Origin of the sequence: Pseudoalteromonas sp. TB41 (genome assembly GCF_000497975.1) — a bacterium.
GTDB classification, from domain to species: Bacteria; Pseudomonadota; Gammaproteobacteria; order Enterobacterales; family Alteromonadaceae; genus Pseudoalteromonas; species Pseudoalteromonas tetraodonis.
This window is the reverse complement of record NZ_AUTH01000011.1, coordinates 59,471-83,759: the sequence shown is the minus strand read 5'-3', so window position 1 is coordinate 83,759 and position 24,289 is coordinate 59,471. Positions and strand designations below refer to the sequence as shown.

The following is a 24,289-nucleotide window of genomic DNA, read 5'->3' as shown; positions in this document are numbered from 1 at the left end:
GTTTATACCGAAAGAAAAACTATGCCGAATCACTTGGCTAGAACCCTATAATACAAAGATACTTGCATATGATTGCTTCGGCATAGTGTGATCTGACTTCTAATAATTAATTTACGGAGAAGGATTATGAGTGTTTCGGCATTTTTCAAGTGTAAAAAAACAATAGCGCGACTTCATACGGGCCCTTTGGGCGTTTATATGAAGGCTTATGCAGAGCATCTAATTACTGAAGGTCACTGCTACCAGAGTGGCGCTCGTAACATTAGAGTTGCTGCTGATTATAGCGCATGGTTAGCCAGTAAAAAGTATAAGGTGACTGATGTTAACGAAGCATCAGTACTACAATATGAAAAATTTAGGCAAAAAAATCGACATCCTTTTTTGTCTGATCACGCAGCTCTTATTAGACTTCTTATAGTGCTAAGAGCGCTCAATGCAACAGCAGCAGCAGCAACGATTGTGTTAGATCATCTGTCGCAGATCATTCAGGACTTTGAACAGCATTTGATGCAAAATCATGGACTTTGTGAAACTTCAGTCATCAGACATCGAATACCACTGAGGAAGTTTCTTTGGCAGTGTTGCCCTGATGGTGTTTCATGCTTTTCAAGCTTAAGAGGACAAGATGTAAGGCAATTTCTAGTGCAACACGCACATGACCAAAGCCCTAGCTCTGCAAAAAATATGTGTTGGACACTACGTGCGTTCGCTAGGTATCTTTTATATAAGGGGTATACAACCTACAATTTGTCTTCTGCTGTACCTAGTATCAGAAGATGGAGCCTAACCACCCTCCCAGAACATCTATCTTCTAACCAAATTCAAAAGGTGCTGAACAGTTGCGACACGAGCAGTGCCGTTGGCTTAAGGGATTACGCAGTACTTATGCTATTAAGTCGGCTAGGACTGAGGGCGAATGAAATAGCTCTGTTGAAGTTAGATGACATCAACTGGCATGCTGGTAACCTCAACATTCGAGGAAAGGGTCGAACGCTTATTGCTTTGCCTTTGCTGCCTGAAGTGGGTGCGGCGCTATCAGATTACTTACAAAACGCACGGCCAAAGACTGATAGCCGTTCAGTTTTTGTACGCTCATTGGCGCCACATTCTCAGTTTGCAAGCTCTGCTGGGATCTCACAAATTGCTAAAGCAGCGTTACTGCGAGCTGAGTTAACACTAAAGCATAAAGGGACTCATATTTTTCGCCATAGCCTTGCAACTAACTTGCTTCAAGCAGGTGCTTCACTGTCCGAAATTGGTCAACTACTTCGCCATAAGAGCCATGATTCGACACGTATTTATGCCAAAGTTAATATTGATGGATTAAGAGCATTAGCCATGCCATGGCCGGGAGTAGCACAATGATCTCCTTACGTAAAATATTACATGAATATGTGGATCTTAGACGCGGACTGGGCCACAAGTTTATTCAACCAGCTAGAGATTTAGAAGGCTTCGTTACGTTTATGGAGCAGTACAGTAGTACTTTTGTCACTACCAAACTTGCACTTGAATGGGCAACCCAATCGCCTGGAAAAAATGCTAGCTGGGCTATAAAACTGGCCTATGTTCGCGGGTTTGCTCGGCACTTGCAAACAATGGACATACACACAGAGGTACCGCCGGTTGGACTTTTATCCTATAGCGGCTCTGCTAAACCGTACATTTACTCTGATATTGAGATACAGGCATTGTTGGAGGCCGCATTAGCTCTTAAACCGGTAAACAAATTAAGGCGCTGGACATACCATTGCCTCTTTGGTCTTTTACCGACAACAGGCTTGCGTATCAGCGAAGCTTTGACTCTCAAACGCCAAGATGTAGATCTTGAGAACTGTATTCTCACTGTACGCGATACAAAGTTTGGAAAATCACGCTACGTTCCCATACATGCAAGTACTCAGCGTATTCTAGTCGAGTATGATCGCCGTCGCGATGAACTTATTAACCCTCCTTGCAGTGAGTACTTTTTGGTAGCAGAGCGCGGTGGCCGTTTATTACCGCAGTATGTTTCTCGTGTATTTTTACGTTTATCACGACAAATTGGATTACGTACCCCAAATGCTAGCTCAGGACCACGGATCCATGATTTTAGACATAGCTTTGCGGTCAATACGCTATTACGATGGTATAGAACTGGAGAAAAGGTAGACACCTTGTTACCAAAATTGTCTACTTACCTCGGTCACAGTTGTGTGCGTGATACCTATTGGTATTTATCTGCCTGTCCAGAGCTACTGGAACTTGCTGCGCGTCGCTTAGAAACACGTTTGGAGGCTGAACTATGAAAGCCACTACCGCATTTCCGTGCTTGCTTGAACGTTGGTTTACTATTCGTTTAATCAATCAAAAACGCGTCAGTCACAACACGATATACTCCTATCGAGACACCTTTCGACTGCTATTGGTGTTTGCAAAAAAACAGCTAGGGAAAGCGCCATCTGCGCTAACGCTAGAAGATATCAACGCAGAATTAGTTAGCGCATTTCTTAATGATCTTGAAGAGCACCGAGTAATCAGTGCTCGCACAAGAAATTTACGTCTGACTGCCATTCATTCATTTTTCCACTTTTTAGAATACGAAGAGCCTGGGTATAGCGCACAAATTCAGCGAGTATTAGTTATCCCTAGTAAACGACATGAGCAGAGGCTGATCCACTTCTTGGAGCGAACGGAAATAGAGGCATTACTGGCAAGTCCGGATAAAACGACGTGGATAGGCCATCGTGATCACGCTCTACTTTTTTTAGCGTTACAGACAGGGCTGCGTCTTTCTGAAATCATCGGGCTCAATAGTACGTCCCTATTTCTTGACCAAGGGGCGCATGTCCGATGTCTTGGCAAAGGTCGGAAAGAAAGAAGTACTCCTTTAACCAAACCTGCTGTTCGTATCATGAAAACTTGGCTGTTAGCGCTTCCTGGTATGGAAGAGGATATACTGTTTCCAACAATACGCGGCAATCGTCTTAGTGCAGACAGTGTGCAGTATTTAGTAAAGAAACATGCTGCTAATGCCAGTATTCAATGTCCATCGCTGAAGCAGAAGCATGTAACACCTCATGTGCTTCGACACACCGCAGCAATGGAGCTGCTTAGCGCAGGTGTTGATACCACGGTAATAGCGATGTGGCTTGGACATGAATCTACACAAACGACACAAAGATACTTACATGCTCATATGGCACTGAAGGAAGCAGCATTAGCGAAAGTAGCGCCATTTAATAAGCACAGTGATCTTCACTATAAACCGAGCGATAAGTTGTTAGGTTTTCTCACCAGCTTGTAGTTCTAGGATTAAACTATGCCGAATAGAAACTGGATCCTTACAGTCAAATGACAGTAATACCAGCACACTTATGAAATTGGGCAGCATGTGTTCGGCATAGTTTTTCTTTCGGTATAAACCGCCAAGATAAATGGTCTAATCCCATTTAATTACATCTGTGCTTGCCTTGATGAACTGTGCCAGCCTGAGCCCGATATCGACAGCTTGTTACCCTGGAATTTTAAAACATAGGTGTAGTTCGCTAGACGCTCACGTAGGAGCAGCGGCTGACTTCAAAGCAATAACCAGAGCACCAAGCAAGTCACATTTGCGCAACAGTTACCTTTCAGAACTTTTAAAAAATAAAAAAGAATTTCATTACTTAGGGAGTGTTCACGGGTCTGTATGTAAATAAACCATGGAAAACTTGAAGCGTTATCCATGGTTTATCTGGGCGTTAACTGAGCAAGGTATGCCCTGTAGTTGAGCGACATCTTACTTAGTCTGTTTCTAGATCAATATCTGTTTCAGCTTTTGAGCAACAAGTAAGAATTTCGCCGTCTCGCACAAAGGACAAAGGTTCTGAAGAGTAATTAACCGTGCCACTTTTTATTTTTATTCTACAAGCTCCGCAAAATCCATCTCTGCACATATAATTAGGCACTAACTCTAAAGCTTCCATATTCTCAAGTATTGTTTTGTTAGGATGGCAAGTTCCAATCAGCTTGCCATCTATCTTTAACTTCATCGCAACTACAAGTCAAAATCACCGAAGTCTGTTGCATTAACTTCTGAATCAACTTGACCAACCAAGTAACTACTTAACTCAGCTTCCTGAGGAGCTACTTGAACATTGTCGCTTACGAGATAAGAGCTCATCCAAGGCAGTGGGTTGCTCTTTACATCGAACGGTGTATCTAAACCTATAGCAGCCATGCGCTGATTACTGATGTATCCAATATATTGCTTCAGAATGTCAGCATTCAAACCAATCATTGAACCATCCTTAAATAGGTAGTCAGCCCACTCTTTTTCTTGCTCAACTACCTCAAGAAATATCTGACGACCTTCTTCTTTTAGTTCAGCTGACACCTCCTTCATTTCGGGGTCATCTTTGCCGCTAGACCATAGATTTAGTATGGCCTGTGTGCTCGAAAGGTGCACGGATTCATCTCGCGAGATAAGTTTTATCAGTTTACTATTCCCTTCAAGCAATGAGCGTTCTGCAAAGGCAAATGAACAAGCAAATGACACGTAAAATCGAATCGCTTCTAGTGCGTTTGTTGAGCACACAGCTAAATAAAGCTTCTCTTTAACTTTGCGTTCAGTCACTTCGACTTTTTTACCATCAATTTCATGAACACCTTCACCATGTAAGTTATACACTTGCGTGATTTGAATTAGGTCATCAAAGTATTTAGATATGCTAGTAGCACGTTTGATGATCGCAGAGTTAATGACGATATCGTCAAAAACTTCGCTTGGGTCAGTAAATAGGTTACGCAAAATGTGCGTATAAGAACGGCTATGAATAGTTTCGGAAAAAGCCCATGTCTCTATCCATGTTTCGAGCTCAGGTATTGAAACCAGAGGTAGAAATGCAGCACTAACTGAACGAGCCGCAATTGAATCAAGTAGTGTTTGATATTTCAAATTTGAGATAAAGATGTGCTTTTCAGCTTCACTGAGCGTTTGCCAATCAGCTCTATCTTTCGATACGTCTACTTCTTCTGGTCGCCAGAAGAACGACAGCTGCTTTTCAATAAGGTTCTCGAATACCATATGCTTTTGCTGATCATACCGAGAAACATTGACGCTTTGACCCATGAACATAGGCTCTGCTAATGCGTTGTTTTGTGTTTGATTAAAGGTGCTGTATTTCATTTTTAAACCTCACATAAATACTTGTGTTATGCAGCAATGCTGTGTTTATGTGATGTTTCACATAAGTTAAAGTTCGTTTTATTGCTTGATTCTAAAGGAAGGGCGACCGACCGACCAGTTAAATGTGATGTTTTTTGTAGTGAATTAAGGCGAATTAGTTTGCTGTTCCCCTCAAGTAAAGATCTCTCTGAAAACGCAAACGAACAGGCGAAACTAACGTAAAAACGAATAGCTTCTAAAGCATTAACAGAGCACACCGCAAGGTATAACTTTTCCTTTAATTTGCGTAAAGTAACATCATATTCAACACCTTCAGATGTATGTTTACCTTCGCCATGTAAGTTATATAACTGTGAATATAAAATTAAATCATCAAAGTAAAGCGAAATACTTTCAGCACGTTTCAATATTGCAGGGTTAATGATTATTTCATCAAATACTTCACCAGGGTTGGTGAATAAATTTCTTAAAATATGTGTATATGAACGAGAATGAATCGTCTCACTAAATGCCCATGTTTCTATCCATGTTTCAACTTCAGGTAAGGAAGCCAATGGGAGTAACACCGCATTAACTGAACGTGCGGCCATACTATCAAGTAAGATTTGATATTTAAGGTTAGAGATGAAAATGTGCTTTTCGGCATCAGATAGACTTTGCCAATCCCCGCGATCTTTTGATACATCAACTTCTTCTGGTCGCCAGAAGAAAGACAGTTGTTTCTCAATTAAGTTTTCGAATGCCACGTGTTTTTGAACATCATAACGTGATACATTCACAGGGTTGCCAAAGAACATCGGTTCTTTTAAAGCGTCATTATTTTTTTGATTAAAAGTAGTATATTTCATTTTTTATTTATTCCGGGATAAAGCCACATATTTATTTTTTATGCTGCTATTTTAAGTTGTGTGGCATTTTTTGTAATTTTATGTGTGGTTCCACACAAGTTGATCACGTTGTTTGTGTTTGATTTAGCTTGATTAGTTTTTAAAATTTTGCTATTGTGTGTGCATGACTGACGGGATTTAAGCTTAATAATTTTAGCATTGCCTTCCATTAGCTCACGCTCGGCAAACGCAAATGAACACGCAAAGCTGACATAAAAGCGAATAGCTTCAAGAATGTTCACTGACATCATCGCCAGATACAATTTCTTTTTCAGCTCAAATAAATTAACCACAACGGTTTCACCATTAATGTCATGTTTGCCTTCACCGTACAGGTTGTAAAGCGACACCGAGTTAATTAAATCGTCGTAATAAGTGGTTACGGCATCGGCACGTTCACTAATTTTGTCATTGCTAACAATGTCGTCAAAAATGAGTTCAGGGGCTTGAGTTACATTACGAATAATATGTGTGTATGAACGGCTGTGAATGGTTTCACTAAACGCCCATGTTTCAATCCATGTTTCAAGCTCAGGAATTGACACAATTGGCAATAGTGCAACGTTAGGCGAACGGCCTTGAACACTATCAAGTAAAGTTTGGTATTTTAAGTTACTTAAAAAGATATGTTTTTCGTGATCAGGAAGCGCTTGAAAGTCTAAACGGTCTTTACTTACGTCAACTTCTTCAGGACGCCAAAAGAAAGACAATTGTTTTTCAATCAGCTTTTCAAAAATAGGGTATTTTTGTTGATCGTAACGTGACACGTTAACGGTTTGACCAAAAAACATTGGCTCTTGCATTTGGTTATTATGATTTCTGCTAAAAGTAGTATAAGACATGTTTATCACTCAAAAAACTATCACTAAAACTATCAGGACAAAGCGGGCAAGGCGCCCGCTTTAAGTTTAACTATTAAATTTTACACGCGCCGCCTGCACAATCATCATCTTCCACTTCTGGAGCGTCTTCTTGTGCGTCTGATGCGCCATCACGGGTGTTATGGTAGTACAGCGTTTTAACACCTAGCTTGTAGGCACCAAGTAAGTCTTTTAATAAGACTTTCATAGGTACTCTACCGCCTTCGTATTTATTTGGATCATAATTAGTATTTGCTGAAATCGTTTGGTCGATAAATTTCTGCATTATGCCTACTAATTGTAAGTAACCATCGTTAGATGGGATATCCCACAGTAACTCATAGCTATCTTTAAGGCGTTCGTACTCAGGGACAACTTGTTTTAAAATACCGTCTTTACTTGCTTTAACACTAATATGGCCACGCGGTGGCTCAATGCCATTGGTTGCATTAGATATTTGCGATGATGTTTCTGATGGCATTAATGCGCTCAGTGTTGAGTTACGCATACCGTGCTCTTTAATGCTGGAACGTAACGCGTCCCAATCAAGATGAAGTGGTTCATCACAAATTTTATCTAAATCACGTTTGTACGTATCCGTTGGCATAATACCTTGTGAGTACGTTGTTTCGTTAAATTTAGGACAGGCACCACGCTCTTTTGCCAGCTCATTAGATGCTTTCATTAGGTAGTACTGAATCGCTTCAAATGTTCTGTGCGTAAGCGCATTTGCGCTGCCATCTGAATAACGCTTACCGTTTTTAGCTAGGTAGTATGCGTAGTTAATAACGCCTATGCCTAGCGTACGACGTCCCATAGTTGCATTTTTAGCTGCAGGTACTGGGTAGTCTTGGAAATCAAGTAGGTTATCAAGTGCGCGTACCGCAAGCTCAGCTAACTCTTCTAGTTCATCTAAAGACTCAATGGCACCTAAGTTAAACGCAGATAATGTACAAAGTGCAATTTCACCTTCTTCATCATTCACGTTGCTAAGAGGCTTAGTTGGTAACGCAATTTCTAAACATAAGTTAGATTGACGAATAGGCGCCACTTTTGAGATAAACGGACTGTGTGTATTACAGTGGTCAACGTTTTGTAAGTAAATACGACCCGTGCTAGCACGTTCTTGAGCAAACATAGAGAACAGCTCAATTGCTTTAATTCGTTTTTTACGAATTGACTCGTCTTGCTCATATTTTACATATAGCGCGTCAAACTCGTCTTGATCTTCAAAAAATGCATCGTAAAGGCCAGGCACATCAGAGGGGCTGAATAACGTAATGTAATCATCTTTAATTAAACGTGAGTACATGAGTTTATTAAACTGTACGCCGTAATCTAAGTGACGTACGCGGTTATCATCAACGCCACGGTTATTTTTAAGTACTAATAAGTTTTCAACTTCTAAATGCCAAAGCGGGTAGAAAAGGGTTGCTGCGCCACCACGTACACCGCCTTGCGAACAGCTTTTAACCGCTGTTTGAAAGTGCTTATAAAACGGAATACAACCTGTGTGGTACGCTTCACCGTTACGAATAGGGCTACCTAGTGCACGAATACGACCTGCATTAATACCAATACCAGCACGTTGAGAAACGTATTTAACAATTGCTGATGATGTAGCATTAATTGAGTCTAGGCTATCGCCACACTCAATAAGTACACATGAGCTAAACTGGCGTGTTGGTGTACGTACGCCCGACATAATTGGCGTAGGTAAAGAAATTTTAAATAATGAAACCGCATCATAAAAACGTTTGATGTAATCAATACGTGTATCACGAGGGTAATCAGAGAATAAGCTTGCAGCCACTAAGATATATAAAAACTGCGCGCTTTCGTAAATTTCACCCGTTACACGGTTTTGAACTAGGTATTTACCTTCAAGCTGTTTTACTGCTGCGTAGCTAAAGTTAAGATCGCGAGAATGGTCTAAGTACGCATCTAGCTCATCTAATTCTTGCTCTGTGTAATCAACGAGTAAATGTGCATCGTAGCGTTTTTGTTCAACCATGTTAGTAACATGGTCAAAAAGACGCGGTGGTTCAAACTGGCCATAGGCTTTTTTACGTAAATGGAATACAGCTAAACGAGCAGCAAGGTACTGATAATCAGGCGATTCTTTTGAGATCTGATCCGCAGCAGCTTTAATAATCGTTTCGTGGATGTCTTTAGTACGAATACCGTCATAAAATTGAATATGCGATTTTAGTTCAACTTGTGAAACCGAAACGTTATTTAAACCTTCGGCGGCCCATTCAATAACGCGATGGATCTTATCAAGATCGAGTGGCTCTTTACGACCGTCACGTTTGCTTACAGATAACTGTTGGTTCATAGCTTTGCCTGTATTCCTTGGGAATTAAATATTTTTGACCAATGCGTGCACCTAAAAAAGCGCAGTGCCTATTCGTTTATTGTTATTTTCACCGGTTTGGTGAATTTAATTGAATAACATTTAGCCACAATATCTGGTGTTGTTCAAATTAGAGATCACAAGATAGTGTGGTCTGGGATCTTTTGCAAGGGACAGAAACCGCTCTCATTGTGGATAACGTTGGGATAACGCAATTGTGTTAGTAGGCATTAACCTTTGATCATTCGGTTAAGTTGAAATTTGTAAAAATCAACTAAGGAAAGATTAAATTTACGCTTTTTTAAAATAAATTTTGTCTGCTTTTTTTATCATCAAGCTTTGCGTAAAAACTAACACAATCACAATATGTAGTGTTTATTAATTAACATGGCACTATATGTGGTTAAATGCATCTATAGGACTGTGCCAATTAAAATCCGCATTCCAAGCCAATGCCTCGTCAACACTCGGTACATATCCCCATAGTGCGGTTGCGGTGTGCATATTGGCTGCTTTACCTGCCTGAATGTCACGCTGCGCATCACCTATATATAAGCAACGCGAAGGATCTACACTCATTTGCTCAGCGCAATACAGTAAAGGAAGGGGTGAGGGCTTAGATTCAGCTAAGGTATCACCGCTAACCACAATACGTGCATTTTTTAATGCAGGAATCGCTTTGACTAAAGGATCAGTTAAAAATCCGGGCTTATTGGTCATAATTCCCCAAGGGATTGCTTTGTTATCAAGTGCGATTAGTAATTGCTCTATTCCTACAAAACATTGGGTATGGGTGGCAATGTTGGCAGCGTATTGCGTAACTAGCTCATGTAAAAGTTGCTCTTGCGGCTGTTGTGCCCAGCTTTCTTTAAAACCAGCAGCCAATAAAGCGGCAGCACCGTTTGAAGCCGCGGGGCGATATATATCACTGCCCACTTGGGGTTGTTGATGATTTTGCAGCACGGTGTTTAGTGCGGCGCCTAAATCATCAGCGGTATCGAGTAAAGTGCCATCTAAGTCAAACAGCAATGCTTGATATTCCATTGGGGCAATGGGGGTTTGAGAGCTTGCCATTACGCTAACTTCTCAAAATGCAGCATATAATTTACGCTCACATCATCACTAATTGTATATTGCTTTGAAAGTGGATTGTAACTTAACCCAGCACTGGCACGTACTTTTAAGCCAGCTTGCTCTGCCCATGCAATTAATTGTGCAGGTTTAATAAACTTTTTATGGTCATGGGTACCCTCTGGGACCATTTTTAGTAGTTTTTCTGCCCCGACAATAGCGTATAAATAAGCTTTTGGGGTTTTATTAAGAGTAGAGAAAAAAACATCAGCGCCTGGTTTTGCCAATTTAGCCACCGCATGAATAATAGAAGCAGGGTCGGGGACGTGCTCTAACATTTCCATACAAGTGATCACATCAAAGCGCTCAGGGTGCTCATTTGCAAACTGCTCTGCAGGTACTTTTATATACTCAACGGGGACACTTGTTTCTAAGCTGTGTAACTTGGCGACAGTTAAAGGCTCTTGGCCCATATCAATGCCAGTTACTTTAGCGCCCATTCGCGCCATGCTGTGACTTAAAATGCCACCACCACATCCTACATCGAGGGTTTCTTTATCAAATAATCCTTTGGTTTTGTCTGCGATGAAATCTAATCGTAATGGATTAATTTCGTGAAGCGGCTTAAATTCGCCTTCTAAATCCCACCAACGTTCTGCGATGGCTTCAAACTTTGCTATTTCTGCGTTATCTACATTTTGATGTTCGGTCATAAAATACTTCCTCGTCAATCTGAGGCCATTATATAGGCCTAAATTGATAAATCGCAAAGTTTTGCGCCTGTAAATTAAAATTAATTGTGATAGCATGGTTACTTAGAAATAATAACAAACACTCTTAATACCTAATACTGGGTTGTTAAGAGCTGATACTGAAGGAATGTGATATCAAATGACTGATCTCGCCAATGAAATTCTGCCAGTCAATATTGAAGACGAGTTAAAAAACTCCTACTTAGATTACGCCATGAGTGTAATTGTAGGACGTGCATTACCAGACGTACGTGACGGCTTAAAACCTGTTCACCGCCGCGTTTTGTTTGCAATGAACGAGCTTAGTAATGACTGGAACAAGCCTTACAAAAAATCGGCCCGTGTGGTCGGTGACGTAATCGGTAAATACCACCCACACGGCGACAGTGCAGTTTATGACACCATCGTACGTATGGCTCAGCCATTCTCACTGCGTTACATGCTAGTAGATGGTCAGGGTAACTTTGGTTCGGTTGATGGTGATTCAGCAGCGGCAATGCGTTATACAGAAGTACGTATGGCAAAAATGTCGCACGAATTATTAGCCGATCTTGAAAAAGAAACGGTTGATTTTGTGCCTAACTACGATGGCACAGAGCAAATTCCTGATGTGTTACCCACTAAAATACCTAACCTGTTAGTTAATGGTTCATCGGGTATTGCGGTTGGTATGGCAACAAATATTCCGCCACATAACTTAACAGAAGTCGTGAATGGCTGTTTAGCGCTTATTCAAAACCCTGAATTGACCATTACGGAGTTAATGGATTACATTCCTGGGCCTGATTTCCCAACTGCGGCGATTATTAACGGTAAAAAAGGCATTGAACAAGCTTATCAAACCGGTCGTGGTAAAGTGTACATGCGTGCGCGTGCTGACATCGAAACCGATGAAAAGACGGGTCGCGAAACCATTATTGTTCATGAAATCCCTTACCAAGTTAACAAAGCACGTTTGATTGAAAAAATCGCCGAGTTAGTTAAAGATAAAAAAATTGAAGGGATCAGCGCATTACGTGATGAATCAGATAAAGACGGTATGCGTATCGTTATCGAGATCAAACGTGGTGACGTAGGTGAAGTTATTTTAAACAACCTTTATTCACAAACTCAGTTACAAACTGTGTTTGGTATGAATATGGTTGCGTTAATTAATAACCAACCTAAGTGTTTCAACTTAAAAGAAATGCTTGAAGAGTTTATTATTCACCGCCGTGAAGTTGTTACCCGTCGTACGGTATTTGATTTACGCAAAGCCCGCGACCGTGCGCATACGCTAGAAGGTTTAGCGATTGCACTGGCTAACATTGACCCAATTATCGAACTTATTCGTAAGTCGCCAACACCTGCTGAAGCAAAAGTTGCATTAACAGCGCGTCCATGGGAATTAGGTAATGTTAAAGCCATGCTTGATAAAGCAGGCGAAGACAACGTGGCACGCCCAGATTGGTTAGCAAGCGAGCTTGGTATTCGTGATGGTCAGTACTATATTTCTGAGCAACAAGCTCAAGCAATATTAGACTTACGTTTACACAAACTTACTGGTCTTGAACACGAAAAAATTCTTACCGAATATCAATCATTACTTGAGTTGATTGCCGAGTTATTATTCATTTTGGCAAATCCAGAGCGTTTAATGGAAGTTATTCGTGATGAGCTCGTTGAAATTAAAGAGCAATATGGTGATGAGCGCCGCACTGAAATAAATGCTGCAGCACACGATATTAGCCTTGAAGACCTAATTAACGAAGAAAACGTAGTTGTTACGCTTTCACATGAAGGGTACGTTAAGTATCAAGCATTAACTGATTACGAAGCGCAGCGTCGTGGTGGTAAAGGTAAATCAGCAACTAAGATGAAAGATGAAGATTTCATTGAACGTTTATTGGTTGCCAATACGCACGATACTATTCTTTGTTTCTCTACAGCGGGTCGTTTATATTGGCTTAAAGTATACCAGTTGCCACTTGCCAGTCGTGCAGCGCGCGGTAAGCCAATTGTTAACTTATTACCACTTGAAGCAGATGAACGTATTACTGCAATCCTGCCAGTACGCGATTATGAAGATGATAAATACATCTTTATGGCGACGGCGTTCGGTACGGTTAAGAAGACGCCATTAACGGCATACAGTCGTCAACGTGCAAGCGGAATCATTGCGGTTAACTTAAACGAAGGTGATAGCTTAATCGGTGTTGATATTACCGATGGCAGCAACGAAATTATGTTGTTCACTGATGCGGGTAAAGTTGTTCGCTTTAAAGAGGCTGAAGAAACGGCTGTTGTTGATGAAAATGGTAACCCTGTTCTTGATGAAGAAGGTAAGCCTGAAATCCGTTTCAAAGGTGTACGTCCTATGGGCCGTACTGCAACGGGTGTTCGTGGTATTAAGATGCCAGACGATCAGCGTGTTGTATCACTTATTGTACCAAAGAATGATGGTGCAATATTAACAGTGACAGAAAATGGCTACGGCAAGCGTACCCAACTTGAAGATTACCCATCTAAGAGTCGTGCAACTCAAGGTGTTGTATCAATCAAAGTGAGTGAGCGTAACGGTGCTGTTGTTGGTGCTGTACAGGTTGATGACAACGACGAAATAATGATTATTTCGAATCGTGGTACCTTAGTACGTACTCGTGTTAATGAAGTTTCTACGGTTGGACGTAACACCCAAGGTGTTATTTTGATCAGAACTATTGACGAAGAGCAAGTAGTTGGTTTACAACGTATAGAAGAAATTGAAGTGACTGAAAGTGACTTGGTTGATATCGAAGACGTTGAAACAGTAGATACAGTTATTGATGAAGTGGCGGATGACAATCCTCCTTCAGAATAATTAGATTGAAAAAAGCGGCCTTGGCCGCTTTTTTTATGTAGTTGAAAAAAATTAAATTAGTTTAATTCAAGTTAAATTACTGGAATGAGGAAAAGGTAATGAGTATATATAATTTTTGTGCAGGCCCTGCAATGTTACCACCGGCAGTCATGCAAAAAGCGCAAAAAGAGTTTTTAAACTGGCAAGGTCTTGGTGTATCGGTGATGGAAATAAGTCATCGTAGTCATGAATTTTTAGCATTAACCGCTAAATGTGAAGCCAGCCTGCGTCGTTTAATGAATATAAGTGACGAGTTTGAAGTGCTATTTATGCACGGTGGTGGTCGAGGTCAATTCAGTGCCGTACCTTTAAACCTTCATGTTAACGGTAAAAAAGCAGTTTATTGTGAAAATGGCGTTTGGTCAAAAAGTGCAACCAGCGAAGCAGATAAGTTTACAAATACACACGCTGTTGATGTGCGCAATGATGATAACGGCCTGTTTTCTATTAAGCAGGTAGCCGATTGGGTTTTACCTGCTGATGCGTCTTACATTCACTATTGCCCGAATGAAACCGTAGACGGCCTTGAAATATTTGACGTACCCAGTCATCCAACGGCGCCGATTGTGGCCGATATGTCATCGACTATTTTATCGCGCGAAATTGACGTTAATAAATTTGATTTAATCTACGCGGGTGCACAAAAAAATATCGGTCCATCGGGTATTGCTATTGTGATTGTTCGCAAAACGCTACTTGAGCGTGAAGGGCTCGCCAAGCCGGGTATTTTAGATTACGCCCTTGAGGCAAAACAAGGCAGCATGTTTAACACCCCACCGACTTTTGCTTGGTATTTAGCGGCAGAAGTATTTGCATGGCTTGAGCAAACCGGGGGTGTAAAAGCCATGGAAGCTCATAATATTGCCAAAGCGCAGCTGCTTTATGATTTTATTGATGGTTCAGATTTTTATACCAATAAAGTAGCGAAGCATTGCCGTTCACGTATGAATGTGCCTTTTTGGCTGGTTGATGAAAGCTTAAATGATAAGTTTGTTAAAGAGTCAAAAGAAGCGGGCTTGTTAGCGCTTGAAGGTCATCGTATTGTTGGCGGGATGCGCGCCAGTATTTATAACGCGATGCCATTGGAAGGTGTACAAGCCTTAGTTGACTTTATGGCTAACTTCGCCAAGGAGAATAGTTAATGGAGCAACTTTTCTTAGCCCCTATTTCACAAGTGAATGGCAGTGTGACATTACCGGGCTCAAAGAGTTTATCAAACCGAATTTTATTATTAGCAGCATTATCTAACGGCACCACGGTTGTTGAAAACTTACTCGATAGCGACGATATTCGCCATATGCTGGGTGCGTTAAAGCACTTGGGCGTTAATGTAACGCTTAATACTGAACGCACCGTAGCAACCGTAGAGGGCGTGAGTGGCGTGTTTAATACGCCAACTGAGCCGTTGTTTTTAGGTAATGCAGGTACAGCGTATCGACCATTAACGGCAGTACTGAGTGCGATTGCTGGTGAGTATGAGTTAATTGGTGAGCCGCGCATGGAAGAGCGACCAATTGGTCATTTAGTTGATGCCTTACAAGCCTTGGGTGGTAATGTAAGTTATTTAAAAAATAAAGATTACCCACCACTTAAAATTATCGGTGGGCAAATAGCCGGTGGTGAAGTCGAAATTGACGGCAGTATTTCAAGTCAATTTTTAACGGCGCTGCTCATGGCTGCGCCGTTATTTAAAGGCGATACATACATTAAAATTAAAGGTACCTTAGTCTCTAAGCCTTATATTGATATTACTCTGGATGTGATGGCGCGCTTTGGTGTAACTGTTGAGCATGATAATTACACCACGTTCTTCGTTAAAGGTGCTCAGCAATACCAAGCGGTTGAGCGCATAATGGTTGAAGGTGATGCTTCATCGGCTTCTTATTTTATTGCTGCTGCAGCAATTGCCGGTGGCGAAATAGAAATTAAAGGCGTTGGCGCTAAATCAGTTCAAGGTGATATTGGCTTTGCTAAAGTGATGGAGCAGGTTGGTGCCAAAATTGATTGGTATGACGAGCATTTAGTTGTTCGTAAAGGCGAGCTTAACGGTATCGATATAGATGCTAATGCGATACCTGATGCTGCAATGACCTTGGCGACTGTTGCCTTGTTTGCTAAAGGGCCAACCGCTATTCGTAATATTTATAACTGGCGGGTAAAAGAAACTGACCGTTTACATGCAATGGCCACCGAGCTTAAAAAAGTAGGGGCCGAAGTGGTTGAAGGGCACGACTTTATTGAGATCACACCGCCAAAGCAATTTAATAATGTGGCTGTAGATACCTACGACGATCACCGTATTGCCATGTGCTTTGCAATGGTGGCAGTAGGGGGTAAGCCCATAACGATTAACGATCCGGCCTGTACTTATAAGACATTCCCAACATTTTTCAAAGTGTTAGCATCTGTCAGTAAATAGGCTATTTATAAGTATTTATAAAAAGTTACATACTAAAAGCGGATAATCTTTATTAATTGGCGTATAATGTGGCGGTTTATTTTGGTGTGCATTGAAGGAGGTTTTAAATGCCGGCGTTATTAATGCCCGTAATCACCGTAGATGGCCCAAGTGGTTCTGGTAAAGGAACTGTTTGTCGCCTATTGGCTGAAAAATTAGGCTGGGATGTGTTAGATAGCGGAGCAATTTATCGCGTACTATCACTTGCAGCACTTCATCACCAAATTGCGTTAGATAACGAAGAAGCACTCGTCCCATTAGCTGCAAATCTTGATGTGCAGTTTTTGATAGACAGTGACACTAATGCAGGAAAGATTATTTTAGAAGGCGAAGATGTCACAACCACTATTCGAAATGAAGAAGTGGGTGCTGCAGCGTCTAAAGTGGCCGCATTGCCGCGTGTTCGAGAAGCGTTGCTTCGCCGCCAGCGTGCGTTTAGAACAGAAAACGGTTTAATTGCCGATGGCCGCGATATGGGCACTGTGGTATTTCCAGATGCGCCATTAAAGATATTTCTAACCGCAAGTGCAGAAGAACGTGCTCGCAGACGTTTTGTTGAGTTGAATGAGCGCGGGCTTGATGTTACACTAAGTGGTCTATTACAGGACATTCAAGCACGTGATGATCGCGATATGAATCGCGCCGTTGCGCCGCTTGTACCTGCAGAGGATGCGATTGAGCTTGATACTAGCGAACTCAACGCACAGCAAGTCTTTGATAAAGTTATAACTTTATTAGATGCGAGCATCTCAGAAGGTAAGCTTCCTAAACGAAGCTAAATACATTTTATGCACCAGCAGGATGCCAGTGCTATTTTAACAACCCCATGCAGCATGGTTGCTTATTGGTATTAATATATGAGACGTATATTCGTATGTCAGAAAATTTTGCGCAGTTATTTGAAGAAAGCTTAAAGGGTTTTGAAGCAGAGCAAGGCTCTATCGTTAAAGGTACAGTAATCTCAATCGAGAACAACATTGTACTTGTAGATGCTGGTCTTAAATCAGAAAGTGCTATCCCTGCAGAGCAGTTCAAAAATGCTGCTGGTGAACTAGAAGTTGCTGTTGGCGACGAAGTAGATGTTGCACTAGATGCAATCGAAGACGGTTTCGGTGAAACTATCCTTTCTCGTGAGAAAGCGAAGCGTCACGAAGCGTGGATCCGTCTTGAGAAAGCATGTGAAGAGCAAGAGACTGTTACTGGTGTTATCAACGGTAAAGTTAAAGGCGGTTTCACAGTTGAAGTTGATTCAATCCGTGCTTTCCTACCTGGTTCACTTGTTGATGTTCGTCCAGTACGTGACACAACTCACCTTGAAGGCAAAGAGCTTGAATTTAAAGTAATCAAGCTTGATCAAAAACGTAACAACGTTGTTGTTTCACGTCGTGCAGTTATCGAATCAGAAAACTCACAAGAACGTGAAGAGCTTCTTGCTAACCTTGTTGAAGGTCAAGAAGTTAAAGGTATCGTTAAGAACCTTACTGACTACGGTGCATTCGTTGACCTTGGTGGTGTTGATGGTCTACTACACATTACTGATATGGCGTGGAAGCGTGTTAAACACCCTTCAGAAATCGTTAATGTTGGCGACGAAATCGCAGTTAAAGTTCTTAAATTCGACAAAGATAAAACTCGTGTATCTCTAGGCCTTAAACAGCTTGGTGAAGATCCATGGGCAGCTATCGCTGGTCGTTACCCAGAAGGTTCTAAACTTTCTGGCCGTGTAACTAACCTTACTGATTACGGTTGCTTCGTAGAAATCGAAGAAGGCGTTGAAGGTCTAGTACACGTTTCTGAAATGGATTGGACTAACAAGAACATCCACCCTTCAAAAGTTGTTTCACTTGGTGACACTGTTGAAGTTATGGTTCTTGAAATCGACGAAGAACGTCGTCGTATTTCTCTTGGTCTTAAGCAATGTATTGCTAATCCTTGGCAGGAATTTGCTCGTCTACAAAACAAAGGCGATCAAGTTACTGGTAAGATCAAATCAATCACTGACTTCGGTATCTTTATCGGTCTTGACGGTGGTATTGATGGTCTTGTACACCTTTCAGACATTTCTTGGAATACACCTGGCGAAGAAGCTGTACGTGAATTCAAGAAAGGCGACGAAATCACTGCTATCGTATTGCAAGTTGACCCAGAGCGTGAACGTATCTCTCTAGGTGTTAAGCAAATCGAAGCTGACCCATTCAATAACTACCTTGATGCAAACAAAAAAGGTGCTATTGTTAAAGGTAAAGTGACTGAAGTTGATGCGAAAGGCGCAACTGTTGAACTTATCGAAGGCGTTGAAGGTTACATCCGTGTAGCTGATATCGCTCAAGAGCGCGTTGAAGATGCAACTACTGTTGTTTCTGTAGGCGACGAGATTGAAGTTAAATACGTTGGTGTTGATCGTAAGAACCGCACTTTAAGCTTATCTGTTAAAGCTCTTTTCGAAGCAGAAGAGAAAGAAGTACTAGAGAAGCTTAAGAAAGAAGAGCCAGTGTTCGAAAACGCAATGGCAGCTGCTTTCGCAAATGCACAAAAAGACTAATTAATTATAGTCTTTTAATTGGAAGGGCAGTTTATGCCCTTCCACTATTTCTTTTAAGGAAACGCTATGACTAAGTCAGAACTGATAGAAACACTTGCTGAACAACACGCACATATTCCTGTGAAAGATGTTGAGAACGCTGTTAAAGAAATTCTTGAACAAATGGCCGGCTCATTATCTTCTTCAGATCGTATTGAGATCCGAGGTTTTGGAAGTTTCTCTTTGCATTACCGTGCGCCTCGTACAGGCCGTAACCCTAAAACAGGTGAAACTGTAGAGTTAGATGGTAAGCATGTACCTCATTTTAAACCAGGCAAAGAACTACGTGACCGTGTAAACGAGAGCATTGCTTAGTAAACTTATTGGAGTAGTTACTTGTTCAAGGTATTAAAAATTATTCTGGCGGCACTTTTTTTAATTGGTGCATTTGTATTGGGTTCTCAAAACCCACAATTAACACAAATTAACTACATAATAGCCAGTAATACATTACCTTTAGCCGTTATAATAAGTATCTGCTTTTTGCTAGGTGTTGTAGTGGGTTGTTTTGTGAGTTTTAAATTGTTCACGCAATTAAAGTGGCAAAATTACCGTTTAAAAAAGCAATTAACGCCTGAAAAAGATAATAAAAAGCGTATTGCCAACAAAGACACCTAATTATGATTGAGCTGTTGTTTTTACTGCTTCCCGTTGCTGCCGGTTATGGTTGGATCATGGGGAAAAACAGTGCAAAAAATCAGGCTCATCAGTTTAATCGTCAAATTACTTCTGAATACAGTAAAGGCTTAAAGTTTTTACTGGATAGAGAAGAAGATCAGGGGCTTGAGCATTTAATTAATTTGCTCGAAGTAGCTGCTGACTCTGTTGAACATTATTCTACTTTAGCCACCATGTTTCGCCGCCGTGGTGAGCTTGACCGCGCAATAAAAATTCACGAACTACTGCTAAAACACCCAAGTCTTAACGAAAAACAAGCCGCTAATAGCCGTTTAGAACTAGCCGAAGATTATATTATGGCTGGCTTATTAGACAGCGCAGAAGAACATTTAATATGGCTGGTAAAAAATAGCCATGCAGATGCACTCGATCCTATTATTTCTTTATATTCACAAACCCGTGAATGGGAAAAAGGCATTAATATGTTTGAAGCGCATACTGAGCTTTTTTCAAAAGAACAACACTTTAAAGCCATCGCTAATTTTTACTGTGAGCATGCCATTGCCAGTAATAACCCACAACTTATGCGCAAAGCCATTAGCTTAAACTTTAAAACAATTAGGCCTTTATATGAGCTTGGACTGTCAGCTTACACCAAAGAAGATTACGTAAAAGCAATTTACTATTGGCGAGAATTAATCTGCCAATTTACTTTTTTTGCGCCATTGTTTATTGAAAAGTTAGCTCACAGCTATAAGCAATTAAAATTAACTCACCAATTCCATGAACTCATTACTGAGTTACTAGAAAAGGGTGGGGTGATGATAAAAATACAGCATTGCCAAGCCTTGCTTGAGCAAGGACACACTGAACAAGCCTTTGAATTTTTAACTGATAATTTAAAACGTCAACCCACTATTCGTGGCTTTAGTTTTTTATTACAGTTAATGAGTACAGAAAATAAAAATACAAAAGATGTGCTTAATCAAATCGATAAACTTGTTACTTCTTACATTGCCACTAAACCTGACTTTCAATGTCAGCATTGTGGCTTTACTAGCTACACCATTTATTGGAATTGCCCTTCATGTAAACACTGGGAAACCATTGTGCCTAGCAGAGGCTTAGACGGATTTTAATCTTTATACTTTTCGCTCACTAGTAGGATAGTTATGTCTTTCGAAAAATCAAAAAAAATTCTTATCGCGCTTGATTATGATGATCAGCAAACTGCTTTAGCATTTGTAAAACAGTTATCACCAGATACCTGTCGATTAAAAGTGGGCAAAGAAATGTTTACTTATTTTGGTCCTGCATTTGTTAAAGAATTGGTCGATTTAGGTTTTGATGTATTTTTAGATTTAAAGTTTCACGATATTCCAAACACCGTTGCTAAAGCGGTGACTGCTGCGGCTAAAATGGGTGTATGGATGGTCAATGTACATGCATCGGGCGGTTATGAAATGATGCATAAAGCTAAACAAGCACTTGAGCAGTTTGGCGACAAAGCGCCATTACTGATTGCGGTAACTGTATTAACCAGCATGGACGAAGCTGAACTTGAGCGTTTAGGTATAACTAAATCACCACAAGAGCAAGTTATGCATTTAGCTAAATTAACAAAGCAAGCAGGGCTTGATGGTGTAGTGTGTTCCGCGCAAGAAGCGCAAAGTTTAAAGGCTGCTTTAGGGAAAGAGTTTAAATTAGTTACGCCAGGTATTCGCCCAGCGGGCAGTGATGCAGGCGATCAAAAACGTATTATGACACCTAAAGAAGCGATTGAAGCGGGTAGTGACTATTTAGTGATTGGGCGTCCGATCACTCAGGCACAAAATCCTGTAAAAGTACTAAATGATGTAAATGAATCAATAGCTTAAATTAAAAATTAGCATAATTGAGAGCAGTTCCTTACAACTGCTTTTCTTTGTGCTACATTTAAATTATGGGTGTGCAGTGAGGGATTTGCTTTGCGTATAATAATATTTTTAGTTGTAATTATCATTAGTGGCTTTGCTGTTAATAAATATGTTTTTTCAACTAAAATGTATGATGATGTTTCAAACGTTACTGACTTGGTATCTGGTTACCCCGTTGATTTATTCAAGTTTAAAAAAATTGCTCAAAATTATGCCCAGCATCTGTGTTACACCAATGAAGGTGTGTTAGCAGGAATAGATGTTAGCAGCAGAGACTGTGTTGCGACACATGATGAAATGCAAAATGAGTGTACAGAAAAAGTTTTTAGGCTAGCGCCGTTAAATCTAGATTCTAAAAAAGAATTAATTGAATACTCAAATGAATATTCTCGCTGTACCTTACCTTATAAAAATATTAGGTTATAAATTTCAGATACTAAAAAGCCACTTAGGTTTAAAACTTAAGTGGCTTTTTATTTAATTATTTTAAACGAATAGACTTAGCTTCAATATCAATTAAGCCTTGTTTAAATAAACCGCCAATGGCTTTTTTGTAATTTGCTTTGCTGGTCGAAAACACTTTTTTAATTAATTCAGGTTCAGACTTATCGCCTATGGCTAATATGCCACCTTCATCTTTTAGTTTTTCCATTATTTTTTCACCAAGCTCGCTTACTTTACCCATGCCTGGTTTTTCAAGTATGACGTCAATTTTTCCGTCTTCACGTACTTTTTGAATAAATCCTTTTAGCTTTTGACCAACAAACAGGTTTTTAAACACCATGTTGTAAAACACGACGCCAAAATGGGATTCTTCAATAAGCACCTTGTAACCAATATCAGTTTTGCCTGCAACAATTAAGTCAACTTCTTGTAAGTGACTATACTGAGGCTCATCTTTTGATAAAAAACGGTTAAAGTTAGTTGAGGCACAAATACGCTGACTGGCGTTATCAAGATATAAACGCACTAAATATGAGTAGCCTTCTTGCATACGTGGTTTTTGTTCATTAAACGGTGCGAGTACGTCTTTTTCTAAGCCCCAATCTAAAAATGCGCCTATGCTGTTTATTTCTTTTACACGCAGTAGGGCATATTCACCCACTTGAGCATGCGGCTTTTTAGTTGTGGCTGTTGGCAGGTTTGCATTATCTAAAAATGTGAATACGCTGATGCTGTCGCCGGCTTCAAGCTCATGTTTTATTTCATGTTTAGGTAAAAAAACTTCACCTAAGTCATGCCCATCTAAATAGGCACCTTCGTTGCTGACTTCTTTAACAAAAAGGGTTTGGGTGGTTCCTAGGTAACTCATAATTATTCCTGCTCAGGCTTTTTTTTACGACGCATCGGGGTATCACCATCAATATTAAGAGGTGCTTTAATTGGGGCCGCTGGCTTTTTCGGTTTTGCTTTTCGTTTTGGCTGTGGCTTATTAGCGGTCACTGCTTTTTTAGTCGGTTTAATTGGCGCTACTTTTTTCTCTTTAATACCTTTAAATTTCGCTTTTAAACCCTCAACAGCAGCAAACGATAATTCATCATTTAAAAATGATTTTATTGCCAAGTAACTTGTCCAATCTTTAGGGCCCACAAGTGATAATGCGTTACCTTTAAAACCAGCACGACCAGTTCTACCAATACGATGAACGTATTCTTCTGCGTGTTTTGGTAAATCAAAGTTAATAACATGGGTAACACTGAGTAAATCTAAACCGCGCGAAGCAACATCTGTAGTAATTAATATTTTAAAGTTTTCACGGCTAAACGCATCCATAATATCAAGGCGCTTACTTTGAGTTAAATCCCCAGCTAATGCGACAGATTTAAAGCCTTTACTATTTAATGATTCACTTAAACGGCTGGTATCAGCCCGTGTGGCAGTAAATATAATGCACTGGCCGACGTTATCTTGGTTTAAAAAGTGCTCAAGCAGTGCTTCTTTATGATCAAGATGGTCAGCTAAATACAGTGTTTGTTTAATATCACTGTGTTGCTCATTGGCTGCACTGAGCATAATTTGTTTTGGTTTTTTTAATAAATTACGCGATAACGCATCAACTTGAGCATGATCTAATGTCGCCGAAAACAATAAAGTTTGACGAAGACGATGATCGGCTAGTTCATTAATTAGTTTAAGTTGATCGGTAAAACCTAAATCTAAAATACGGTCAGCTTCATCAAATATAAGTAACTCTAGGCCACTTAATTGTAATGAACGTTGCTTTAAATGATCGGCTAAACGCCCAGGTGTGGCGACCACAAAGTGAGGGTCGTTACGCAGTGCTTTAATTTGGTCGTTAAAATTTTCGCCACCGAGGATTTTAACGGCCTTTATGTTGGTACCGGCAATAAGTAATCGAAGTTGAGTAAAAACTTGGGTCGCAAGCTCACGAGTTGGAGCAACAATAAGTACACGAGGATCACGTTTACTGAGTGCTTTTTGTTTCATTACACGCTGCACAGCCGGTAATAAAAACGCTAAAGTTTTGCCTGACCCAGTTTTTGACTGAGCGAAAATGTCATGTCCCGCCAGTGCCGTTGGCACAGCATGAGCTTGAATATCGGTAGGCTGGGTGATCCCTTGGTGCGCTAATTGTGTTTCTAGGCGAGTATCAATCCCAAGATCAGTAAAGTGCAATGTATGTTTCTCCAATATGAGCAAGTCTGTATAAATTTATCCGCGCATTATAGCCCACTGAGCTACTGCGCTAACAGTAAAAAGCGCATTATCATCCATTTTTTTGCATTTAAATAAAAAAAGCGT

Annotated in this window: 22 protein-coding genes and 1 pseudogene; 14 read left to right on the top strand and 9 right to left on the bottom strand. The window is 40.5% G+C overall.

Annotation, left to right across the window (positions count from 1 at the left end):
- Positions 1-126 precede the first annotated feature (126 nt).
- The 4 genes and pseudogenes from L641_RS0102165 to L641_RS23145 all read left to right on the top strand — a co-directional run.
- A complete protein-coding gene (locus L641_RS0102165) occupies positions 127-1,365 on the top strand; it encodes a site-specific integrase (protein ID WP_024600955.1) in 1,239 nt (412 codons plus the stop codon).
- Positions 1,362-2,288 (top strand): tyrosine-type recombinase/integrase, encoded by a 927-nt coding sequence (locus L641_RS0102160; protein WP_024600954.1) that lies wholly within the window; start codon positions 1,362-1,364, stop codon positions 2,286-2,288. Before L641_RS0102165 ends, L641_RS0102160 begins: the two co-directional genes overlap by 4 nt.
- Positions 2,285-3,286: a tyrosine-type recombinase/integrase gene (locus L641_RS0102155; protein WP_024600953.1), complete on the top strand. Its 1,002-nt coding sequence runs from the start codon at positions 2,285-2,287 to the stop codon at positions 3,284-3,286. The genes L641_RS0102160 and L641_RS0102155 overlap by 4 nt, the downstream gene beginning before the upstream one ends.
- A 99-nt stretch (positions 3,287-3,385) precedes the next feature.
- Positions 3,386-3,517: pseudogene (locus L641_RS23145) on the top strand (transposase domain-containing protein); the annotation flags it as partial.
- Positions 3,518-3,764: 247 nt separating this feature from the next.
- Here L641_RS23145 and yfaE read toward each other — a convergent pair.
- The 7 genes from yfaE to ubiG all read right to left on the bottom strand — a co-directional run bounded on the left by yfaE (position 3,765) and on the right by ubiG (position 11,036).
- Positions 3,765-4,013 carry a class I ribonucleotide reductase maintenance protein YfaE gene (yfaE, locus tag L641_RS0102150; protein WP_024600991.1) on the bottom strand — a complete coding sequence of 83 codons (249 nt, stop codon included), beginning with the start codon at positions 4,011-4,013 and terminating at the stop codon, positions 3,765-3,767.
- A 5-nt stretch (positions 4,014-4,018) separates the two neighbouring features.
- Positions 4,019-5,149, bottom strand: a complete 1,131-nt coding sequence (gene nrdB, locus L641_RS0102145; protein WP_008110144.1) for a class Ia ribonucleoside-diphosphate reductase subunit beta — start codon at positions 5,147-5,149, stop codon at positions 4,019-4,021.
- Positions 5,150-5,175: 26 nt separating this feature from the next.
- On the bottom strand, positions 5,176-5,997 hold the full coding sequence (nrdB, locus tag L641_RS0102140) for a class Ia ribonucleoside-diphosphate reductase subunit beta (RefSeq protein WP_076916048.1): 822 nt from the start codon (positions 5,995-5,997) through the stop codon (positions 5,176-5,178).
- Positions 5,998-6,035: 38 nt separating this feature from the next.
- Positions 6,036-6,878, bottom strand: a complete 843-nt coding sequence (nrdB, locus tag L641_RS0102135; RefSeq protein ID WP_024600990.1) for a class Ia ribonucleoside-diphosphate reductase subunit beta — start codon at positions 6,876-6,878, stop codon at positions 6,036-6,038.
- 73 nt (positions 6,879-6,951) lie between these two features.
- A complete protein-coding gene (gene nrdA / locus L641_RS0102130; RefSeq protein WP_016899924.1) occupies positions 6,952-9,234 on the bottom strand; it encodes a class 1a ribonucleoside-diphosphate reductase subunit alpha in 2,283 nt (760 codons plus the stop codon).
- A gap of 411 nt (positions 9,235-9,645) precedes the next feature.
- A complete protein-coding gene (locus L641_RS0102125) occupies positions 9,646-10,326 on the bottom strand; it encodes an HAD-IA family hydrolase (protein ID WP_024600989.1) in 681 nt (226 codons plus the stop codon).
- Positions 10,326-11,036 carry a bifunctional 2-polyprenyl-6-hydroxyphenol methylase/3-demethylubiquinol 3-O-methyltransferase UbiG gene (gene ubiG / locus L641_RS0102120; RefSeq protein ID WP_024600988.1) on the bottom strand — a complete coding sequence of 237 codons (711 nt, stop codon included), beginning with the start codon at positions 11,034-11,036 and terminating at the stop codon, positions 10,326-10,328. The genes L641_RS0102125 and ubiG overlap by 1 nt, the downstream gene beginning before the upstream one ends.
- Positions 11,037-11,214: 178 nt before the next feature.
- Between ubiG and gyrA the strand changes: the two genes are divergently transcribed.
- The 10 genes from gyrA (at position 11,215) to L641_RS0102070 (ending at position 21,952) form a co-directional block, all read left to right on the top strand.
- Positions 11,215-13,914: a DNA topoisomerase (ATP-hydrolyzing) subunit A gene (gene gyrA / locus L641_RS0102115; protein WP_008465686.1), complete on the top strand. Its 2,700-nt coding sequence runs from the start codon at positions 11,215-11,217 to the stop codon at positions 13,912-13,914.
- 98 nt (positions 13,915-14,012) lie between these two features.
- The gene (gene serC / locus L641_RS0102110) at positions 14,013-15,095 is read left to right on the top strand and encodes a 3-phosphoserine/phosphohydroxythreonine transaminase (RefSeq protein WP_016899927.1); all 1,083 of its coding nucleotides are present in this window, start codon (positions 14,013-14,015) and stop codon (positions 15,093-15,095) included.
- Positions 15,095-16,372 carry a 3-phosphoshikimate 1-carboxyvinyltransferase gene (aroA, locus tag L641_RS0102105; RefSeq protein ID WP_016899928.1) on the top strand — a complete coding sequence of 426 codons (1,278 nt, stop codon included), beginning with the start codon at positions 15,095-15,097 and terminating at the stop codon, positions 16,370-16,372. The genes serC and aroA overlap by 1 nt, the downstream gene beginning before the upstream one ends.
- A 107-nt stretch (positions 16,373-16,479) precedes the next feature.
- On the top strand, positions 16,480-17,190 hold the full coding sequence (gene cmk, locus L641_RS0102100) for a (d)CMP kinase (RefSeq protein WP_016899929.1): 711 nt from the start codon (positions 16,480-16,482) through the stop codon (positions 17,188-17,190).
- 95 nt (positions 17,191-17,285) lie between these two features.
- Entirely contained in the window at positions 17,286-18,953 is a 1,668-nt protein-coding gene (gene rpsA, locus L641_RS0102095) for a 30S ribosomal protein S1 (protein ID WP_002961176.1), read from the top strand.
- Between the two features lie 66 nt (positions 18,954-19,019).
- Positions 19,020-19,307 carry an integration host factor subunit beta gene (gene ihfB / locus L641_RS0102090; protein WP_024600987.1) on the top strand — a complete coding sequence of 96 codons (288 nt, stop codon included), beginning with the start codon at positions 19,020-19,022 and terminating at the stop codon, positions 19,305-19,307.
- A gap of 21 nt (positions 19,308-19,328) precedes the next feature.
- Entirely contained in the window at positions 19,329-19,610 is a 282-nt protein-coding gene (locus L641_RS0102085; RefSeq protein ID WP_008114742.1) for a LapA family protein, read from the top strand.
- Positions 19,611-19,612: 2 nt separating this feature from the next.
- Positions 19,613-20,749, top strand: coding sequence for a lipopolysaccharide assembly protein LapB (gene lapB / locus L641_RS0102080; RefSeq protein ID WP_024600986.1), 1,137 nt, complete (start codon positions 19,613-19,615; stop codon positions 20,747-20,749).
- A gap of 33 nt (positions 20,750-20,782) precedes the next feature.
- Entirely contained in the window at positions 20,783-21,487 is a 705-nt protein-coding gene (gene pyrF / locus L641_RS0102075; RefSeq protein WP_016899932.1) for an orotidine-5'-phosphate decarboxylase, read from the top strand.
- Between the two features lie 90 nt (positions 21,488-21,577).
- Complete coding sequence (locus L641_RS0102070) at positions 21,578-21,952, top strand: hypothetical protein (RefSeq protein ID WP_016899933.1); 375 nt, start codon at positions 21,578-21,580, stop codon at positions 21,950-21,952.
- 55 nt (positions 21,953-22,007) lie between these two features.
- On the opposite strand, the gene L641_RS0102065 is transcribed toward L641_RS0102070, so the two are convergent.
- Positions 22,008-22,838 (bottom strand): S1-like domain-containing RNA-binding protein, encoded by an 831-nt coding sequence (locus L641_RS0102065; RefSeq protein WP_010389931.1) that lies wholly within the window; start codon positions 22,836-22,838, stop codon positions 22,008-22,010.
- A 2-nt stretch (positions 22,839-22,840) separates the two neighbouring features.
- A complete protein-coding gene (locus L641_RS0102060) occupies positions 22,841-24,163 on the bottom strand; it encodes a DEAD/DEAH box helicase (RefSeq protein WP_008114733.1) in 1,323 nt (440 codons plus the stop codon).
- Positions 24,164-24,289 lie beyond the last annotated feature (126 nt).

Excerpts from the sequence above, each read along its gene's own strand:
- L641_RS0102165 (WP_024600955.1), top strand. The coding sequence starts at position 127 with ATGAGTGTTTCGGCATTTTTCAAGTGTAAAAAAACAATAGCGCGACTT.
- serC (WP_016899927.1), top strand. The coding sequence starts at position 14,013 with ATGAGTATATATAATTTTTGTGCAGGCCCTGCAATGTTACCACCGGCA.
- pyrF (WP_016899932.1), top strand. The coding sequence starts at position 20,783 with ATGTCTTTCGAAAAATCAAAAAAAATTCTTATCGCGCTTGATTATGAT.
- ubiG (WP_024600988.1), bottom strand. The coding sequence starts at position 11,036 with ATGACCGAACATCAAAATGTAGATAACGCAGAAATAGCAAAGTTTGAA.
- rpsA (WP_002961176.1), top strand. The coding sequence starts at position 17,286 with ATGTCAGAAAATTTTGCGCAGTTATTTGAAGAAAGCTTAAAGGGTTTT.
- nrdA (WP_016899924.1), bottom strand. The coding sequence starts at position 9,234 with ATGAACCAACAGTTATCTGTAAGCAAACGTGACGGTCGTAAAGAGCCA.
- nrdB (WP_008110144.1), bottom strand. The coding sequence starts at position 5,149 with ATGAAATACAGCACCTTTAATCAAACACAAAACAACGCATTAGCAGAG.
- L641_RS0102125 (WP_024600989.1), bottom strand. The coding sequence starts at position 10,326 with ATGGCAAGCTCTCAAACCCCCATTGCCCCAATGGAATATCAAGCATTG.
- cmk (WP_016899929.1), top strand. The coding sequence starts at position 16,480 with ATGCCGGCGTTATTAATGCCCGTAATCACCGTAGATGGCCCAAGTGGT.
- ihfB (WP_024600987.1), top strand. The coding sequence starts at position 19,020 with ATGACTAAGTCAGAACTGATAGAAACACTTGCTGAACAACACGCACAT.
- L641_RS0102155 (WP_024600953.1), top strand. The coding sequence starts at position 2,285 with ATGAAAGCCACTACCGCATTTCCGTGCTTGCTTGAACGTTGGTTTACT.
- L641_RS0102160 (WP_024600954.1), top strand. The coding sequence starts at position 1,362 with ATGATCTCCTTACGTAAAATATTACATGAATATGTGGATCTTAGACGC.
- lapB (WP_024600986.1), top strand. The coding sequence starts at position 19,613 with ATGATTGAGCTGTTGTTTTTACTGCTTCCCGTTGCTGCCGGTTATGGT.
- aroA (WP_016899928.1), top strand. The coding sequence starts at position 15,095 with ATGGAGCAACTTTTCTTAGCCCCTATTTCACAAGTGAATGGCAGTGTG.
- L641_RS0102065 (WP_010389931.1), bottom strand. The coding sequence starts at position 22,838 with ATGAGTTACCTAGGAACCACCCAAACCCTTTTTGTTAAAGAAGTCAGC.
- nrdB (WP_076916048.1), bottom strand. The coding sequence starts at position 5,997 with ATGAAATATACTACTTTTAATCAAAAAAATAATGACGCTTTAAAAGAA.
- nrdB (WP_024600990.1), bottom strand. The coding sequence starts at position 6,878 with ATGTCTTATACTACTTTTAGCAGAAATCATAATAACCAAATGCAAGAG.
- yfaE (WP_024600991.1), bottom strand. The coding sequence starts at position 4,013 with ATGAAGTTAAAGATAGATGGCAAGCTGATTGGAACTTGCCATCCTAAC.
- gyrA (WP_008465686.1), top strand. The coding sequence starts at position 11,215 with ATGACTGATCTCGCCAATGAAATTCTGCCAGTCAATATTGAAGACGAG.